We start from the raw sequence: 14,232 nt of genomic DNA, 5'->3' as shown, positions 1-14,232 counted from the left end.
GTAACCGAGGCCGGGGCGGTGACCCACCGCCCCGGCGATCTCAGTTCCGGCCCAGATAGGCTAGCACCCCGGAGAGAGCGGCCCCTGTTCCACCCAGCACGGCGGCCCGTGCGTCCGGTGCGAAGAACGGTGAGTGGTTGCCGGCCGGTGACGCGCCGTCCTCGAAGAACTCCGGATCGAAGGCGCCAAAGGCCCAGAACACGCCGGGAACACCGATGGCGTCGCTGAGCCACCCCGCATCCTCCGAGCCCATGCCGAGCGGTGCGTCGATCAGGGCATCCGCGCCGAAGTCCGCCGTGAACGCTTCGATCACGCGGTCTGCGGAGGCGGGATCGTTGTAGCAACGGGGAAAGTTGTTTAGCTCGGTGATGGTGGGTTCCGGCGCGGCGGATGCCGCCGCTTCGGCAGAAATGATCCGCCGGATGGCAGCGAGGACGGTGGTCCGGGTCTCCTCGTCGGGGGTGCGGACGTTGACGGAGAACTCTGCCGATTCCGGGATGATGTTTTCCTTCAGGCCCGCGTGGAAGGTGCCCACCGTGACAACGGCCGGTGTGGAGGGCGCCAGTTCCCGGGACACGATGGTCTGCAGGCGAAGCACCATGGAGGACGCGGCTACGATCGGGTCTATGGACTTTTCCGGCTGGGAGCCGTGTGCCTGCCGGCCGTGGACGGTGATCTTCCATGAGTCGGCCAGGCTGGCCATGTGGCCGCCGCGGATCAGCAGCCTGTCCCGGCCCAGCGGCATGACATGCTGGGCGAGCACTACCTCAGGCCGTGGCGCCCTGTCCCACAGTCCGTCGTTAATCATGGCTCTGGCGCCATAAGCCGTCTCTTCCCCGGGCTGGAAAATCAGGACGAGGGTTCCCGCCCAGAGGTCCGTGCGTTCCGTCAGCAGGGACGCGAGGGCCAGGGCTGCGGCAATGTGGGTGTCGTGCCCGCAGCCGTGCATCACCGGAGCGGTGCTCCCGTCCGGAAGGGTGCCGGTGGCTTCGCTCGCGTAATCCAGACCCGTCTGCTCGGCAATGGGCAGCCCGTCAGTGTCGGCACGGAACCCGATGACTGGACCGTCGCCATTCTTCAGGATGCCCACGACGCCCGTCCCGCCGCACCGGAAGGACTCAATGCCCAGCCCGGCAAGGTGGGCTTCGATGTACTCGGCGGTGCGGAATTCCCGGGCGGAGAGTTCCGGGTTGGCGTGCAGGTGCTTATAGACCGCGACGTAGTCGTCCACAAATGATTCAGGAACGTCTACGGCGGGAGTCAGGCGGATGCCTGTGGTGATGGTCATGTCCGGTTTTCCTTTCAGTGGGTGGCTGTGGCGGTCGGGGCGGGCGCGCTGGTTTCCTCGGACGGCGTACCGGCCGGCGGCGCCGCTTTGGCCCGCGCGAACCAGGAAACGGCGATGGTGAGGATGACGGCGAGGGCCGTGGCGAAGTAGGTCAGTCCCGGCGCCAGCGGGACTGCGACGAAGACAATGGCCGCGGCCACCACAATGGCAACGATGGTGGTGCGGCGGCTCTTCATGGCCAAGACACTTTGCAGCACCACGGCACCGAAAATTGCCGGCAGGATGTAGCTGCGCGCTGTCGCGATGAGGGGGGCGGGCAGCATTCCCACGAGCCAGGTCCCGAGGACGCCGACGAAGAGGATGAGCGTGGTGATGTGGACCAGTACGGCCCCGATGATCGCGCTGCCGGCAATCAGTTCGGCGCGGCGGGTTCCGGGCTTTTCCCCGAGGTTGGCCTGGGCCACGATGGCCGCCGGGAGCAGCTTGTTGGCGATGTTGCCGATCAGGAAGGCCTGGTACATGGCCGACCGCCCCAGGATGGGGAAATAGGAGACAGGTTCGATCACGGCGATGATGCCGAAGGTCGCCAGGACAGCTCCGACGGCGGTGACCAGTTCCAGCGGTGTCACTCCCATGCCGGTGCCGAAGGCTGCGTAGAGGGCGGCGGCCAGGGAAATGAGAAGTCCTGCACCGAGGGTGATAGGGCCCCAGATGGACGTGGTGCGGTCGAAGGCTGAGAACCCTCCGGAAATATCAGTGGATGGCTTAGTTGACATCGTCATTGGCTCCTTTCAAGGGTGGTTTCAGGCCGCGGAGGTCATGAAGTAGGCGCTGGCGAGGGCCACGATGATGGAGACGCCCAGCCCCCACTCGCGCAGCCAGGGGAGTCGGAGCCTGTGCGCAAACAGGAGGCAGGCGCCCATTGCTGCCGCCGAGGCAAGCATCGTGACCAGGTGCACCGGCGATTTGAGGACCTCCTGGAAGGCCAGGGTGAAGAAGGCTCCCAGCAGGGCCGCCGTCGGGACAATGGCCATAACGGCGGGATTGACCTTGCGGAGCTTAGCGTCGCCCTTGCTCAGGATGGGGGTAAGGATCAGGGCGGTCAGCATCCACGCGAGCCCGCCGATGGTCATCGCCGCGAAAGCGATGGCGAAGATTTTCTGGGTGTACGTCGGGCCGCCGAGCTGGGCGCCCTGGGTACCCGCCGAGATACCGGCTGCCGCGACGTCGAAAGCGGCCGATCCGACCAGGCCGATGCGGGTCAGCACGGCGGGCGTCCCGAAGAGCGGCAGCAGGGAGATGGCGATAAGCGCCACCGCGAGTGAGGGCCCGATCGCCGCTACCGCTCCGGAGCGGACCGAGCCGCTGACCTGCGCCGGGCTGAGGTCAGCGGCTGGAGCCGCCTTCCTGATGGCCTTGAAATAGATGGCGGACTGGAGGATGACCACGGCGAAAACGCCGACGGCGGAGGCCCAGAGGACAGGATGGTGGATCAGTGGGGTGATGTCCGTGGAACCAGGATCGACGGCTGCTTGGATCATTGGCGCTCCTATGAGGATGACTGGACCCACCTCGCTGTGTGTCCAAAAGCTGACTTTAATTACTATTCAATGCCGCTTTGTTTCATTTGTACCGCACCGAATGTCGATAAGTAAATACTCTCCAGGTTTCCAATGCGTCACGACCGTGACGCGGACAGGTAAACTCCGGGCATATTCCGCTTGCACTGCGACGCCGAAATCGCCGGGGTATCGCAGCTAGAACGTTCCCGAACAAGCTTTGCCTTCCGCTATGCATCGCGCTCGACGAGGCAGTGTCCGCGCCCAGAGCCCTTGGATGAGGCCTGCAATCAACTTCTTTGATGCGTCGGGCGGCGAGATGCAGGACGACAGTAGTCTTGCTGAGGATCATGGCCTGCGTGCCGCGCTCCGATCGCGTGGTGGCCGCATCACACGAGTGCTTGAAATCCCCGCCTCGTGTTCCGTCGCCAACGGGTGTGGACCGCCTTCGTCTGCGAGTTCAACGCGGAGGTTCCATATTTCCATAGGCGCCGCCGAGTCGGGCGTGTTCCCAGCCCGCGAGACGGCGTCCAGTCAGGCTGCTTCTTCTCTGCGTCGGAACCATTGACTACAACAGAGCTGTTCGCGCATGAAGCCGGCGCGTTTTGTTGCACGACGGAAGCCGAGTCGGCCACTCGTAGAGCCACGCCTCGACGTTCTTGTAGACAGAGGCCGATGGCTGCAGCGGGGGCTCCGGGTTCGATTACTCTCCGGGCTTGAACTGCTCGCGGACTGCCGCCATGGCTTCATCTTTCAGCGGTGCCAGCCCGGTGCTAGCTTGGCATGAATGCTCCGCCGTTGATGTGAATGACCTGGCCGGTGATGAAGCTCGCCCCGTCACTGCAGAGAAAGGACACGACGGCGGCGACTTCCCGGGGCTGTCCCATACGCTGCAGCGGTGTTTGGGCGATGGTTTTTCGGCCGCCTTCGGAGTCGCGATGTTCGGCGGTCATCGGTGTGTCGATCATGCCGGGAGCAACGGCATTGACGCGGATCCTGGGGGCCAATGATGTTGCCAGGCTTTTCGTAAGAGCGATGACGGCTCCCTTTGTGGCGGCATAATGCGGATATGTTGCCATACCCCTGCTGCCGGCGATGGAAGAGAGTACTGTACCGATTCGCGGACCGTAGTGAATGCGGCAGTGACGTTGACGGTGAAGGCGCGCTGCCAATTGTCGTCGGAGACCTCCATTCCGTCCCCTTCGCCCATGATCCCCGCGCAGGGGACAATGAAATCGATTCCTCCGAATTTTTCCGCGCCCTTTGCTGCTGTTTCGCGCAGGGCTTCCGTATGGGAGACGTCTATGGCGGTTGTGAGCACCCTTTCGGGCATGAATCCACGCCGCTCACATAGTGCTTGGAGGGAGGAGCCCGATTTGAACGCTGAGGCCGGTAACCCCCTCGTCAACCCACCCGTCGGCGCGAGCATACCCTTGGCGTCGAATTTCGGCGTACATTCGGCGAAAGTCTGACGTGCTGGTCGGGGTCAGGTCGGTATACTTTGGCGGAGTGGTGGACATAATCAAATCCTGGGCCTTCCGGTCGCCAAAGGCAGCCAGCACAAGGCCCGGAGATGTAATGAGCGCAGGCATCCGCCCCGCTACGCGGGTGATGTTGACAACGGCTTCCGGCGCAGAAAGCCGTTCGAGATAGAGGATCTCGGTCCCGTCAAGAATGGACAGCTGCGTGTGTTGCCGGATGACGTTCTGCAGGTCCTCCATGAAGGGCAAAGCCGTATTGCGAAGGCTCAGGGTTCTCGATTCACGGGACGCCAGCTCCCACAGACGCACGCCCGTCTGAACGCCCCCTTCGGTTCGATCGAGGAATCCTGCCTGCACCAGTTCGTTGATCAATCGATATGTACTCGCGTGCGGGAGCCCTGTCCGGCGAACGATCTCAGCAGGAGTCAGAACCGACTTTCCCAAGTCAAAGGACTCAAGGACCTTCACTATCCTGCTCAAACCCGTTTCACCGGGATGTACTCGCTTCATGGCCCCATAGTGGCACGGCCACAGCAGACACTCCCAGCAGCTGTGGCCGTTCGGCCCCGCCGCCGGGAAATCGGGGCCGGAAGACTCGTGGGAGGAGAACCGCCAGAGTCTCGCGGCAAGCGGAAACGCCACAACGGTATTCCCACAGGATTTCTGCGCGTCATGCCGCGCGCCTCCGTGGACTTCATGAATGACCATTAGCATCTTCGCTGTTTGTCATTCTGATCGTCCATCATCGCTGGGCGGGTCCTCCGCGCAACCAAGGCGCGATGCGCCGCTCACGACCCAAAATTTCGTTCGGCGCTCCTCCGTCACTTATTTCCTCGCAAAATTTTGGACCGCTCCCGGTTCCCCAAGTTGCACTGCGGCCCCTCAAACCCAGCGGTGACTCCGCTACCAGAACGACGCCGAAATCTGACAGACACACCCGGTGCCCGCCAGCCGCTAAAGGAGAAGGAACATGGAACCACTCACCATCAAAACCCCAGCCCGTCTTGCGGTGATCAAGCAGTAGACCCTACGTCCCACGCTTAACGCATTGCGCGCGTCCCGCCAGTCCATTCCTAAAGTCATGACACTACTGACACACGGCTGCATGAACTCGTGTCAGCAGAATCAGCCAAGCAGGAGCCCGCCGATGAGCCATGGAATCACCCATAGACGCCGTGGACACTGTCCACACCGCCTTTGGACGGACAAATGGACGGCTATCCATCCCCAAGGCCCGCGACGGACGCGGACCAAGGGGACAAATCATGAAGAAACTTTCCCCAAGTCATGTCATCACCACAACCCCAAGCCATGAATAAGTGAAAGACCAGCCAATGCCACAAGAACGATCCGAGAGGAGGTCCGGATGACCCCACATCCCAGCAGGAGGAGAGCCCACCAGCCAGGGCTCTGAACTCTCCACCCACACAACTTCACAGGCGACAGCGGCGCCAGGCACCAACCGCGGCGAGAGTCAGAGGGATCCGCGGAGGGTCAATGTCCACACATTAAAGCAAAAAGCCCTCTGACCAGGGAAAACACTGTGCCCGAGGTGGGACTCGAACCGGACTCCAGCCCTTGCAAACACTGGCCTCCCGCGGAAACATGCGGAATCCGGCCCAGTCCGGCACCGATATGGCTCAGTCCGACGGCACTGGTGTGCACAATGTGCACACCAGTTTTGGCACTTCCGAGCACCGCTGAACAGCCGCGCTTTGCGGCGCCACAACGCACCACTTTCGTGGTGTCATGACACCACGTAGACTTGGCTGTCAAGGTCAACCCTCTGAAAGTCAGGAGCGCGCCATGTCGGCAGGGACGCCACGGCACACGATCCGCGTCAGTGACGAACTGTGGAACGAAGCCCACCGCAAAGCAGTGCGGGAGGGTACATCCGTGTCCGAACTCATCCGCACCCGGCTCCGCGACTATGTCTCAGTGCCCGTCGAGCACCGTCACACCGTCGCCGACTCCCTCGTGTACCTCGTCCCGGACGCTTTCGAAGACCTGCAAGGCCCCGCCACCGGGTCCGTGGAACTCCCGCTCCACCTGGATTGGGGCCCGGAGAGAACCTACAACGTGGACGATGACGGCAGCTGCACAGTGCTGTACCAACTCACACTTCAAAATTCCGGGTCCCTCGAGGAAATCTGTAGCATCGTCCAGGCAGGACGGTTGACCGCCGTGTGGCCCACCATGATCTTGCCCGCACGGTGCAGACAGCTCTGGGAAACATCCTTCCCCCAGCTCCCCGCCCGCCGCGAAGCGAAGGAACACCCATCGTGGACCACTCTCAGCGGCTAGCGGCCAAGACCGCCCTTGCTGTTCTGGCAGCTGACGGCTTCATCCTCGCCGGAGGCCAAGCCCTGATCGAACACGGCATCACCGACCGCCCTTCGGAGGACATTGACCTCTTCGCCCTGCACCGCCGGCATACACCGGCAACCTTCGCCGCATCGGTGCAGAAAATGACGGGCGCACTCCAAGCCTCCGGCTACGCGGTCGAGATCACCCGACAGTACGACGAGTTCGCCAGAGTCACCGTAGGGCACGATGAGGAAGCCGTCGTCATCGACCTTGGCCTGGACTGGTGGGAGAACTCACCCGCCATCATCGACATCGGACCGATACTCTCCCTGAACGACTCGGTAGCGTCCAAGCTGCTCGCCGGGTACGGCCGCGGATACGCCCGCGACTACCTCGACGCCTACTCCATCTTCACCAGCAGACGCTTCACGCACCAGCAGCTACTCAGACTATGCCAACGTCGAGACCCGAACTGGGACCTGCCAACGTTCGCAACATCCATCACCAGACACTCCCAACCACGGAATACACCAAATACGGTCTGCCACCCCATGAACCCCCCATTCTCAGCTCCACCCTCCTGAGCTTCGCCGAGACAATTCACAAAACCATCCAAAACCCCAGCGAGGCCTACGACGCAACCGACCTGACCGGGCCCGGAAACGCAGGACCAGGTCCGGAACTGCTCTGAGGTTTGAGAGCAATGGGATTCCGGGCGGAGGCGTATGCAGCAACAAGCGGAGGACGTCCAAGGCGTTGCTGCGGCCGTCACCTCGGAACCCTCAGTCACTCTCGGCACGCCCGGTCCGTAACCAAGTCGCCGACTCTCGGGCCCGCCTGTCCCCTGCTGGCTTAGCGAATCCCGCTGTCAACAACCAACGTGACATGAACGGGGGCGTCCGAGATCACCACTGGCTCGATAGCCGTCGAAGCGTAACCGCCGACGTTGCTCGCTCTGATCACGTAACGATCGTCAGGCAACGTGAGGTGGAAGGCACCGGTGCTATCGGTCAGTGTTGAACCCCGAACAGCTTCCCCATCCAAGGCGACAACGGCTGCCCCTGAGACGGGGCGCGGCCGACACTCCTGACCATACGTTCGACAGGACAGACCGGGGCGGTCAGGACGAATCCGGTAGCAACCCCGGAATGCCCAGTGACCGGCCCGGTTTGACCGGCGCACCCGCACAATCACAGGACTGCGGCCAGTAAGGCGCAGACGAAGCGCTTCACTTCACCCACCAACATTCCAGCACAACGTGGCCGCCGGACGGTTCAACAACTGGTGCACAACACCGGGTATCCACCCCCTCCGGACAGGCGGGGCTCCCTTCCAGCAGGCTCCTGCCATACGCCCGCCTTCGCCAGCGCGGCCCGCATTTCCACCGCGCCTGGGTAAGGGCCCCGAGCATGGCGTAGTACGCCTGCCGTGCAGGATCATCGGCGGCTGCTTTGAGAGTGCCCATTCCTGTTCGAATGGTGTCCAAGCGGGAAAGATCCAAGGTCGTCCTGCCCGGTCGAAGGCGTTGATGCATTTGTCGAAGTTGAATACCGCCTAGCCGGCAAGAGACTTTCCGATCGTCATTGGCGAACTTTGTGCTGCTCGAGCTAGGCAGCGCTGCTCATCTTGGCGCCTGCCGAGCTCGGCAAAACTAGCTGCTGCCTCCCGCAACAGGGCGATGGCTTGATCCTCGTGACCCTCTGCGCGGCGCAGGATGGCTCGTGCTTCCCAGAGGGCGGCGTGCCATGGTCCGCCGGGCCACATGCCAGCGAGCTGCTCGGCGTTGGCGAGCCGGCGGCGGGCGGCGTCCAGCTTCCCTGCCAGTGCGTAATTCGTCGCTGCGGCGACTTGATAGCCCATCGAGCACGGCGGACAGACGCTCCTACCGGCCAGTGCGGCGTCGGCTCGCTCGGTGATGCGGACCGCTTGCGCCGGAGATCTGGCTGCCTGAGCGAGCACCCCGTATAGGCGCACGACGAGGTGCGGCTCAAGCCATGTGGACGCGGCGGCAGCCAGTGCGCGACTGGCTGCCCGGGCAGCCTCCTCGGGCCGATCCTGCGCGAGGTCAACCTCGGCCAGTCGTTGCAGTGTCACGATCTCGCCGGCCGGTGCCCCGGCCCGCCGGTGTAGCTCGAGCGCGGACTGGAGCAGACTGCGCGCGTCGCCGAGCTCGCCGGAGAACAGTGCCGCCTCCCCCAGCAACAGGTCGGCGATGGCCTGGCCACGCACCGAGCCTGCTCGCTCGGCGATCGTGCGGAGACGCGCTACTCGCCGCGCAATGTTCCGGTGCCCGTCCGGCCCGCACAGGCAGAACTCGGCGAGGCATAACTGTGCGTCAAGAATGTAGCCGGAGCGCGCGGAGTCGTGCCGTGTGAACTCCACGAACTCGGCCTCGAACACCTCGGGCCAGCGGTTCTGCATGTTCGCCGCGATCGCCAACACCGCGCTGGCCTCGCCGATCTCTCGGCCCAGGTTCGCTTCCATGGCAAGCTCGCGTGCACGCCGGGCGTATGAGGCGGCTTCGATGAGGTCGCCGCTGTTGAGGGCGATGAGTGCTCGCGCCAACGTGGCCCGCGTGCTGTTCTCCGCGCGCCGGCTATCCTCGGCGATGGCCTCCTCGTAGACCGCGACCGTCGCCGCCCCTGGGCCGACGCCCAAGTCGGCCCGCAACCGCCGGCGGAGTCGCTCGAACTGGCGGATCGCGCCCTGGCGATCGCCGGCGTCGAGCGCGCGAACCATGATCGCCCGGTGGGCGTCCTCGTCCGTTGGCTCGACCTTGACCACGTCGTCCCACCGAGCCGCGGCCTTGAGCAGACGCAGGTACAGCGTGCGCAGCCGATCGCGGGGGTCCTCGGCCCACACGGCGAATCGATCATCAGGAAGCAGGTCGCCTCGATACAGGGCGAGCGCCTCGGCCGCCCCTGCCGATGAGGAGAGCGCGGCGCGCCCGTCCGCTTCGAACCGCTCCGCGTCAATGGAGACCTCGGCGTCGGGCAGCAGCACCAGGAGGTCGCCGCGCGCCTGCACGGCGTCTGACGAGCCGAGGGCGGAGCGCGCGAAATGCATTGCCTTGCGTAGGTTCGAAGCGGCAGCTTGCGCGCTGAGATCGGGCCAGAGCAGATCGGCGAGGACGTCCCTATGCAGCCGGCGCCCTTCCGCGAGGGCGAGGATCTTGACGAGCCCGGCCGCCTTGGTCCGTTTCCACGCGTCGCCCGGAACCGGCCGGCCGTCAACCACGACACGGAACGCGCCCAACATGACGACGGCGCACTTCTCCACGCCCTTATGGTAGCTGGGGGAACGGTCGGGGAACAGGGTCGCCCTACCGTTAGAAGTGACGGCGAGCCAATTGGCTCCGTCATCACATCACAACGCCCAGGAGGATAAAATGGGACTGCAACTCGGTGAGATCACACCCGATTTCTCCGCCAAGACAACCGCAGGCGACATCCGCTTCCATGACTGGCTCGGAGACTCATGGGGAGTGCTGTTCTCGCACCCGAAGGACTTCACCCCGGTCTGCACGACCGAGCTCGGCTACATGGCCAAGATCAAGCCCGAGTTCGACCGACGCGGAGTCAAGATCATCGGCCTGTCCGTGGACTCGACAGCTGATCACGAGCGGTGGGCCGCCGATATCGAAGAGACGCAGGGGGCCCGCCCCAATTACCCCGTGATCGGCGACGACGACTACACCGTGGCGAAGCTCTACGGCATGCTCCCGGCAGCCACGTCCGGGGACGCCAAGGGCCGCACGCCCGCGGACAACCAGACCGTCCGCAACGTGTTCGTAATTGGGCCGGACAAGAAGATCAAGCTGATCCTCGTCTACCCCATGACGACCGGACGCAACTTCGACGAAGTGCTTCGCGTCGTCGACTCGCTACAGCTCACCGCGAAGCACCGGGTGGCCACGCCGGTCAACTGGAAGCAAGGCGAGGACGTCATCATCGCCGGCTCCGTCCCGAACAGCGAGGCCCGCGAGATCTTTGGCGATTGGAAGGAGCCCAAGCCGTACATTCGGATCGTCCCGCAACCGGCGTAATCGCGCATGAGAGCGGACACTGACATGGCCCTGAACCAGCCTGCTCCCGCTAGCCTGTCGCATGCCGAAGCGGACCCTGTGGCGGCGCACCGCGGCGCGCTGTGGGAAGGCATGGTGGTCCACCGCGCGTACCGCTCAACTGGTGGTGAACCACACTCGCCATCACTAGGTGCAGTACTCTGCTACTCCCCGGGGAGGACAATTACCTGAGGAAGGTCCTAACCGCGATCCGGCGGCTGTACCCGGATCCTAGGTGGAGGAAACTTCACGATGCTCCCCGACCAAGACGTCGCTGCCACCTTAGACCGAAAGGATCTCCGTTAGCAGGAACCGTCTCGATAGCTCAGCTGGACGGAGCGGCCCCCCACTAGGGCAGGTCGCAGGTTCAAATCCCGCTCGACGCACCATGTTTATGACGGCAGAGCTCACGGAGTACCGGCTTCCAGGACGTCATGCCGCACGCTCCGAGGACTTCATGAATGACCAGAAGCATCTTCGCTGTTTGTCATTCTGATCCCCATCATCGCTGGGCGGGTCCTCCGTGCAACCAGGGCGCTACGCGCCGATCACGACCCACAATTTCGTTCGGCGCTCCTCCGTCGCTTACTTCCTCACGAAATTCCAGACCGCTCCCGGTACCCCAAGTTGCACTCCGGACCCTCAAACCCAGCGGTGACTCCGTTACCAGAACGACGCCGAACCCTGACAGACAAGACGCCAGCCGACGTCTCAGTCCCATGTCCTTAAGCACGGACCACACCACAGATGCCACGAAGAAAAGCGTTAACGAATGGGCGGCAGTCCTCCTTCTCCCCCAGTCCGTTCAGGTCATGCTGCCCGCAGCCTACAAGACCATGAAGGAGTAACAAGCCCCGACAAGCTGAAAACCCTGAGGAGGGCCGCCCGTCCACAGAAACGGGCACCGAACAAGAAATGGCCCCCGGAGGAGCCATTAGAAGATTATTTGTCCACAGTCAGAGGCCCAAAGGGCCCCTGACCTGCGGAAACACTGTGCCCGAGGTGGGACTCGAACCGGGTTCCAAGCCCCGGAAACACTGGAAACTCCCGCAAACATCCCCAATCCGGGCCAGTCCGACCGATGTACGACCCAGTCCGAAGCCGAAAGTGTGGACAGTAATGATGGAACCAATTCCATCATTACTGTCCACACTTCTTTTTTGCCCGCTTCGCTTCCGATTGCGTCGTCTGAAAAAACCGGTCCCGAATCCCGAAGTGCCGGCGGATGCTTGATGATGGTGGGCAGCTCGGCGTCTTGACCATGGAGAAGTGCTTTTTTCTTCGTAGGTCCCTTTGATTGCCTGGCAGAAAAAGTCCGCTCCCTGAAACAAATGCGCTGACTACGATGTGTGCTCCATCCAGATGGCTCCGGACTAGTGCTTGGGCCATCCTAGGAACCTGCCGGCCCGACCTTCGAAGGGATGCTGTACTAACGACTCCGTCCGACGCGCTTAATGAGACCGCGACAGACGAAGCCTTCGAGAAGGTCCAAGAGTTCGGCGCGATTGAGGTTCGCCGAGACTCGTTCTGCATGCGCTCTCCGGAGCTTATGAATTGCTGGCATGTCCTCTAGTGTGGACGCGGCTTCTTCAGTGAGGGTGCCGTGCAGGGAGAGCAAATGTCTGACGTCGTGCCGGTTGAGTCCGGGTGTACGGCCGGTATGGTTGCGGTGGTTCAGTTTAACGAATACATCCTCGAGCGTTGGCTCAGAGCGGTTCTCCGGGTAGCGACAGCCTCGGCAGACCCAGGGGTTTAGAGTGGAACGGCGCGGTTCAGGCAACTTGAAGATCCTGTCACCTGGGATCCAGCTCGCTCCACAAATTCCGCAGACACCTGAGTACTTGGAAACGACACCGAACCTCTCCTCATAGTTTCCTCCTGCCTGCTTCCCAACCTTCTGGCGTCGAGATTGCGGCAAGCTCTCCGTGTTTGTCATGGCACTAACCTACTGCGTCACCAGCAGGGATCTCCCCTGACCTGCGGAGACAGTGAGCACGTGGTATTCGACCGGCTTCCGGGGCCCTGAAGATACCTGAACTACGCAGGAAACATGCGGAGCTCAGGTCAGTTTGGCAGCGGCGCGGGCGAGACGGGGAGGTCAGAGGGTCACATTGCGACACCCATCCTCCTGCATTTCACCCCATTGTCGGTAAGGGCAAGACGACTGCCGAAGCGGCCCTGCCGGTCGCTTCGTCAGGCGATTTGGATTCGTTCGTCGCCGAGTTCAACCTCAACACGAAGTCGGCCGCCGAGCGCCTCAACGTATTTCCGCAAGGTGTCTACCTGGGCGCGATCAATGTCACCATGTTCGATGCGGGATACCCGGTTCTGGCTGACGTGCAAACGCCCAGCCAGCTCGACCTGCGTCAGCTCCGATGCCTCACGGAGCTCGCGCAGCCGATAGGCCCGGACTTCATCGAGCATGCGCTTCTTGTGGGTATCCACAGCAGTCCGGTCAACCGGACGCTCAGCCAGCAGTTCCTCCATGGACTTCGCCATTATGCCTCTCCTTTCAGAATCCTCAGATGCTCGTCAAACAGGTCATCCGCAACCGGAATATTCGCCTTGTACCACTTGGTCCAGCTACCCGCCTTGTCCCCCGCGACAAGCAGAATCGCCCGCCGCTCCGGATCAAAAGCAAATAGGATTCGCAGTTCCGACCGCCCGCTCGATCCCGGGCGCAGCTCCTTCATGTTCTTATGCCGTGAACGAACCACCGTATCGACCAATGGACGACCAAGTTGAGGTCCGCGCTCGGCGAGAAGCTCCAGCGCAGCAACAATCTGCTCATACGAATCTTGGTCAAGACCTATCAGCCACGGCTCCACGAGTCCCACGTCAACATTCCACATCGAGTCCATCATACAACTCACAGGTGATACAACTCAAGTGTTATATTGCCCCGTCGAAAAGAAGGCCCCCAAGAAAACTATCTCGTCGTATTCGAGGTGGGACTCACGCATCCTCAAGACGCTTCAGCAGCCCAGCATCACGGCTCATAACGAAGTTCATACCGGCCACGATACATAGGACGGGGCGATGATCGGCGCCTCGATGAAGAGGCCCCGGCTCGGACGTTGGTCGCTGTCATCTGATGTTGATCTTCCGCGGATCAGGGAATCCGAGTGAGACGTACCCTGGCGCCCGTTTGCTCAGGGACGCTGCGAGCACGGGCGTGGATTCGTCGTAGTAGTCGTGAACGGTTGCTACAGTTTTCCCCGGGTATGGCCGGATAACCCGGCCGACGTACTGGACCAGTCTGCCTTTGAACGACACAGGCGCTGCAAGGAACAGGGTATCCAGTTTGGGGCAATCAAAGCCTTCTCCAATGTATGAGCCGGTGCCCAGGACCAGCAGCGGCTGCGCATCATCGGTGGTAGCAAGAAGGTCGACGGCGGAATTTTTCAAGCTGAACGGTACCAACGGGAGTTAGGCGGCTAACTGTTCGGTGATTTCCTTGGGTTGGTTGATCCACGCTGGTCCGGGGAGCGCGAGGATTTTGGGGTCGGTGGTTTTGTTGAAGCGTTCGGGGTG

General features: G+C 62.5%; 14 protein-coding genes. 4 read left to right on the top strand and 10 right to left on the bottom strand.

Features of this window, described 5'->3' with window-relative positions; all coding sequences use genetic code 11:
- Window positions 1–40 precede the first annotated feature (40 nt).
- From J7I89_RS23685 to J7I89_RS23660, 5 genes are all read right to left on the bottom strand, one after another.
- Complete coding sequence (locus J7I89_RS23685; protein WP_214975612.1) at window positions 41–1,288, bottom strand: amidohydrolase; 1,248 nt, start codon at window positions 1,286–1,288, stop codon at window positions 41–43.
- A gap of 14 nt (window positions 1,289–1,302) precedes the next feature.
- Window positions 1,303–2,064 carry a hypothetical protein gene (locus tag J7I89_RS23680; protein ID WP_308160020.1) on the bottom strand — a complete coding sequence of 254 codons (762 nt, stop codon included), beginning with the start codon at window positions 2,062–2,064 and terminating at the stop codon, window positions 1,303–1,305.
- Between the two features lie 27 nt (window positions 2,065–2,091).
- A complete protein-coding gene (locus J7I89_RS23675) occupies window positions 2,092–2,829 on the bottom strand; it encodes a DUF5058 family protein (RefSeq protein ID WP_214975609.1) in 738 nt (245 codons plus the stop codon).
- Between the two features lie 791 nt (window positions 2,830–3,620).
- Window positions 3,621–4,184, bottom strand: a complete 564-nt coding sequence (locus J7I89_RS23665; RefSeq protein WP_308160022.1) for an SDR family oxidoreductase — start codon at window positions 4,182–4,184, stop codon at window positions 3,621–3,623.
- A gap of 9 nt (window positions 4,185–4,193) precedes the next feature.
- A complete protein-coding gene (locus J7I89_RS23660) occupies window positions 4,194–4,838 on the bottom strand; it encodes an IclR family transcriptional regulator (protein ID WP_214975603.1) in 645 nt (214 codons plus the stop codon).
- A 1,296-nt stretch (window positions 4,839–6,134) separates the two neighbouring features.
- Here J7I89_RS23660 and J7I89_RS23655 point away from each other — a divergent pair.
- Window positions 6,135–6,632 carry a hypothetical protein gene (locus tag J7I89_RS23655; RefSeq protein ID WP_214975602.1) on the top strand — a complete coding sequence of 166 codons (498 nt, stop codon included), beginning with the start codon at window positions 6,135–6,137 and terminating at the stop codon, window positions 6,630–6,632.
- A complete protein-coding gene (locus J7I89_RS23650) occupies window positions 6,611–7,219 on the top strand; it encodes a nucleotidyl transferase AbiEii/AbiGii toxin family protein (RefSeq protein ID WP_214975600.1) in 609 nt (202 codons plus the stop codon). Before J7I89_RS23655 ends, J7I89_RS23650 begins: the two co-directional genes overlap by 22 nt.
- Before the next feature lie 268 nt (window positions 7,220–7,487).
- Here the strand turns inward: J7I89_RS23650 and J7I89_RS26060 are convergent, their stop codons facing one another.
- Both J7I89_RS26060 and J7I89_RS23640 read right to left on the bottom strand, forming a co-directional pair.
- On the bottom strand, window positions 7,488–7,817 hold the full coding sequence (locus J7I89_RS26060; protein ID WP_374102044.1) for a carboxypeptidase-like regulatory domain-containing protein: 330 nt from the start codon (window positions 7,815–7,817) through the stop codon (window positions 7,488–7,490).
- A 372-nt stretch (window positions 7,818–8,189) separates the two neighbouring features.
- Window positions 8,190–9,914 carry a BTAD domain-containing putative transcriptional regulator gene (locus J7I89_RS23640; RefSeq protein ID WP_214975596.1) on the bottom strand — a complete coding sequence of 575 codons (1,725 nt, stop codon included), beginning with the start codon at window positions 9,912–9,914 and terminating at the stop codon, window positions 8,190–8,192.
- Window positions 9,915–10,023: 109 nt separating this feature from the next.
- On the opposite strand from J7I89_RS23640, the gene J7I89_RS23635 reads away from it, so the two are divergent.
- The gene (locus J7I89_RS23635; RefSeq protein ID WP_214975594.1) at window positions 10,024–10,680 is read left to right on the top strand and encodes a peroxiredoxin; all 657 of its coding nucleotides are present in this window, start codon (window positions 10,024–10,026) and stop codon (window positions 10,678–10,680) included.
- Between the two features lie 737 nt (window positions 10,681–11,417).
- Window positions 11,418–11,546, top strand: coding sequence for a hypothetical protein (locus tag J7I89_RS25695; protein ID WP_285290273.1), 129 nt, complete (start codon window positions 11,418–11,420; stop codon window positions 11,544–11,546).
- Between the two features lie 1,345 nt (window positions 11,547–12,891).
- Here J7I89_RS25695 and J7I89_RS23630 read toward each other — a convergent pair.
- From J7I89_RS23630 to J7I89_RS23620, 3 genes are all read right to left on the bottom strand, one after another.
- Window positions 12,892–13,197, bottom strand: coding sequence for a helix-turn-helix domain-containing protein (locus J7I89_RS23630; protein WP_137322211.1), 306 nt, complete (start codon window positions 13,195–13,197; stop codon window positions 12,892–12,894).
- The gene (locus J7I89_RS23625; protein ID WP_214975592.1) at window positions 13,197–13,550 is read right to left on the bottom strand and encodes a type II toxin-antitoxin system RelE/ParE family toxin; all 354 of its coding nucleotides are present in this window, start codon (window positions 13,548–13,550) and stop codon (window positions 13,197–13,199) included. The genes J7I89_RS23630 and J7I89_RS23625 overlap by 1 nt, the downstream gene beginning before the upstream one ends.
- A gap of 235 nt (window positions 13,551–13,785) precedes the next feature.
- The gene (locus tag J7I89_RS23620; RefSeq protein WP_214975590.1) at window positions 13,786–14,106 is read right to left on the bottom strand and encodes a DEAD/DEAH box helicase; all 321 of its coding nucleotides are present in this window, start codon (window positions 14,104–14,106) and stop codon (window positions 13,786–13,788) included.
- Between the last annotated feature and the right edge of the window lie 126 nt (window positions 14,107–14,232).

Origin of the sequence: Arthrobacter sp. ISL-5 (genome assembly GCF_018613835.1) — a bacterium.
In the GTDB taxonomy this organism is placed as follows: domain Bacteria; phylum Actinomycetota; class Actinomycetes; order Actinomycetales; family Micrococcaceae; genus Arthrobacter.
Note: the sequence above shows the minus strand (reverse complement) of the source record. Positions and strands in the feature narration are given on the sequence as shown.

What these genes read in the sequence shown, in the direction of transcription:
- J7I89_RS23685 (WP_214975612.1), bottom strand. Translation starts at nt 1,288, where the DNA reads ATGACCATCACCACAGGCATCCGCCTGACTCCCGCCGTAGACGTTCCT.
- J7I89_RS23680 (WP_308160020.1), bottom strand. Translation starts at nt 2,064, where the DNA reads ATGTCAACTAAGCCATCCACTGATATTTCCGGAGGGTTCTCAGCCTTC.
- J7I89_RS23675 (WP_214975609.1), bottom strand. Translation starts at nt 2,829, where the DNA reads ATGATCCAAGCAGCCGTCGATCCTGGTTCCACGGACATCACCCCACTG.
- J7I89_RS23660 (WP_214975603.1), bottom strand. Translation starts at nt 4,838, where the DNA reads ATGAAGCGAGTACATCCCGGTGAAACGGGTTTGAGCAGGATAGTGAAG.
- J7I89_RS23655 (WP_214975602.1), top strand. Translation starts at nt 6,135, where the DNA reads ATGTCGGCAGGGACGCCACGGCACACGATCCGCGTCAGTGACGAACTG.
- J7I89_RS23635 (WP_214975594.1), top strand. Translation starts at nt 10,024, where the DNA reads ATGGGACTGCAACTCGGTGAGATCACACCCGATTTCTCCGCCAAGACA.
- J7I89_RS25695 (WP_285290273.1), top strand. Translation starts at nt 11,418, where the DNA reads ATGTCCTTAAGCACGGACCACACCACAGATGCCACGAAGAAAAGCGTT.
- J7I89_RS23630 (WP_137322211.1), bottom strand. Translation starts at nt 13,197, where the DNA reads ATGGCGAAGTCCATGGAGGAACTGCTGGCTGAGCGTCCGGTTGACCGG.
- J7I89_RS23625 (WP_214975592.1), bottom strand. Translation starts at nt 13,550, where the DNA reads ATGTGGAATGTTGACGTGGGACTCGTGGAGCCGTGGCTGATAGGTCTT.